Annotated in this window: 4 protein-coding genes; all 4 read right to left on the bottom strand. The window is 72.7% G+C overall.

Translation table 11 applies throughout. From position 1 onward, the window contains the following. On the bottom strand, window positions 1-216 hold a 216-nt coding region (locus WA805_RS31240), incomplete at its 3' end, for a hypothetical protein (protein ID WP_425244131.1). After that, a complete protein-coding gene (locus tag WA805_RS31235) occupies window positions 209-1,114 on the bottom strand; it encodes an AAA family ATPase (protein WP_424563153.1) in 906 nt (301 codons plus the stop codon). The genes WA805_RS31240 and WA805_RS31235, both read right to left, overlap by 8 nt. A 71-nt stretch (window positions 1,115-1,185) precedes the next feature. Continuing rightward, window positions 1,186-1,632, bottom strand: coding sequence for a nucleoside deaminase (locus WA805_RS31230; RefSeq protein ID WP_424559156.1), 447 nt, complete (start codon window positions 1,630-1,632; stop codon window positions 1,186-1,188). 11 nt (window positions 1,633-1,643) lie between these two features. Beyond that, window positions 1,644-2,213 (bottom strand): GNAT family N-acetyltransferase, encoded by a 570-nt coding sequence (locus WA805_RS31225; protein WP_425241021.1) that lies wholly within the window; start codon window positions 2,211-2,213, stop codon window positions 1,644-1,646. Window positions 2,214-2,261 lie beyond the last annotated feature (48 nt).

The raw sequence follows: 2,261 nt of genomic DNA, 5'->3' as shown, positions 1-2,261 counted from the left end.
GGCCAGCGCGCACGCGTGCAGTTCCGCGATCGTCGAGGCGTCCATCACGGTGACCGCCCGCGCCAGCCGCTCGCAGCGCTGTGGTCCGGCGGCCAGGCCCGCGGACCGCAAGGCGACGCCGAGCGCGGCGGCCAGCGTCGCCACGTCGGTCAGTGGCAGCTCGTGGCCGTCAGGCTCGGGCTGGGCGCCCGCGCCAACCCGGCTGCCGTCAGTCATGCCCCACGACGGCGGCCAGTCCGGCCTCTCGCACGGCCTGCTCGTCCTCCGGGTACTTGACCACCACGCTCATCGTCCGCTCGGCCGCCGCGGCGGACAGCGACGAGGCGCCGAACACGGACAGCGCGCCCGCCCAGGTGATCGCCTCGGAAATCCCCGGCGGCTTGGTCAGCTCCAGCGCCCGCAGCCGGCTCACGGCGACCGCCACCTCGCCCGCGAGCGCCGAGCCCGCGGCAGGCACCCGCCGCCGGATGATCTGCGCGACCCGGGCCGCGTCCGGGTACCCGATCCAGTGGTACAGGCACCGCCGCTTCAGCGCGTCGTGCAGGTCACGGGTCCTGTTGGAGGTGAGGATCGTGATCGGCGGAACCTTCGCGCGCCGCGTGCCGAGCTCGGGGATCGTGACAGAAGACTCCGCCAGCATCTCGAACAGGAACGCCTCGAACTCGTCGTCGGCCCGGTCCACCTCGTCAATGAGCAGCACCGCGGGCCGCGGTCCCGGGTGGTCGAGCGCGGTGAGCAGCGGCCGGGCGAGCAGGAACTCCTCGCGGAACAGGTCGGTCTCCCGCATCTGCTCGTGCGTGGCCTCGGCGAGCCTGATGGCGAGCAGTTGCTTCGGGTAGTTCCACTCGTAGAGCGCCTCGGCGGCCGCGATGCCCTCGTAGCACTGGAGCCGGACGAGCGCGGTGTCGAGCGCGGCGGCCAGGGACTTGGCCGCCTCGGTCTTGCCGACACCCGGTTCGCCCTCGAGCAGGATCGGCTGGCCCATCCGGACGGCGAGGAACAACGCCGCGGCAAGCTGTTCACCGGCCAGGTAGCCGGTCTCGTCGAGGGCGCCGGCCAGCGCCGCCACATCGGGGAACCGCTTGCCGAGCTCGCTGGAAACTACGCTGCTCACAACGTGCGAGTTTATCCCCCAGGGCCGGCTGCCCACGCATCCAGGACAATTCGGGCGGCCGCGGGGCCAGGTCAGCGCCCGCCGATGTCCTCGCTCCATACCTCCGGGTACCGGGTCTGGAACTCCTGCATCGCGGCGACGCAGCCTGGGTCGTCAAGCAGCGCGACCGACACCCCGCGGGAGCGCAGGAAGTCCAGGTCGCCCGCGAAGGTGCGGGCTTCGCCCACCACGACGCGCGGGATCTGGAACAGCAGGATCGCCCCGGTGCACATCTGGCACGGAGACAGCGTCGTGTACAGCGTGGTGCCCGCGTAGGACGGCCGCCGCCCGACGTTGCGCAGGCAGGCGATCTCGCCGTGGGCCACCGGGTCGCCGCGCTGCACGCGCTCGTTGTGCCCGGCGCCGATCACCTCCCGGCCCGCCGCGAGCACCGCGCCGACCGGCACTCCGCCGGCGTCAAGGCTGGCCCGCGCCTGTTCCAGGGCCAGCGCCATCAGGTCTGAGTCCAGATCGCCCATGACCGCATACGTTACCGCGAAGCCCCGCCCAGCCACTGTGCACGGGTCACTTCCCACACCACGCCGATCCCGGTCCCTGCGAGCGGCTTGTGATCGAGCGGGCGGCGCTCGATCTCGGTGAAGCCCAGCTTGCGCGGGATGCCGCCGCTCGCCTCGTTGAGCTCGTCGTGCACGATCTGCACCCGTTCGATGCCGGGCAGGGCAAACGCCTGGTCGGTCAGGGCGGCCGCGGCCGCGGTCGCCACCCCGCGGCGCGTGTACGCCGGGTGCACCCAGTAGCCGATCTCCAGGCCGCCCGGCCCGATCCTGGCCATCAGCCCCGCGGATCCGGCGATCGCGCCGTCCACGAGGATCGCGTAGTTGAACCCCGCACGAGCGTCCCAGTCGCGCCCGGAGCCGACGAGGAACTCGGCCTGTGCCGCGCGGCTGAAGTCCAGCGCCCACGGCATCCACGGGCGCAGGTGCTCGAGCGACGCGAACACCGCGGCGCAGGAGGCATCCAGGTCGTCGGGGCGCCAGCGGCGCAGCACGGCTGGGCCAGCGTCGATCGCTTCCGCGGGCGCCGGTGCAACGTGTCGCATAACCCCCACCATGTCGCGCCCCGCACAGCGGCACAAGCCGATTAGCGG

Origin of the sequence: Trebonia sp. (genome assembly GCF_049794275.1) — a bacterium.
Lineage (GTDB): Bacteria > Actinomycetota > Actinomycetes > Streptosporangiales > Streptosporangiaceae > Trebonia.
Note: the sequence above shows the minus strand (reverse complement) of the source record. Positions and strands in the feature narration are given on the sequence as shown.

Coding starts and splice junctions, on each gene's coding strand:
- WA805_RS31230 (WP_424559156.1), bottom strand. CDS start 1,632: ATGGGCGATCTGGACTCAGACCTGATGGCGCTGGCCCTGGAACAGGCG.
- WA805_RS31225 (WP_425241021.1), bottom strand. CDS start 2,213: ATGCGACACGTTGCACCGGCGCCCGCGGAAGCGATCGACGCTGGCCCA.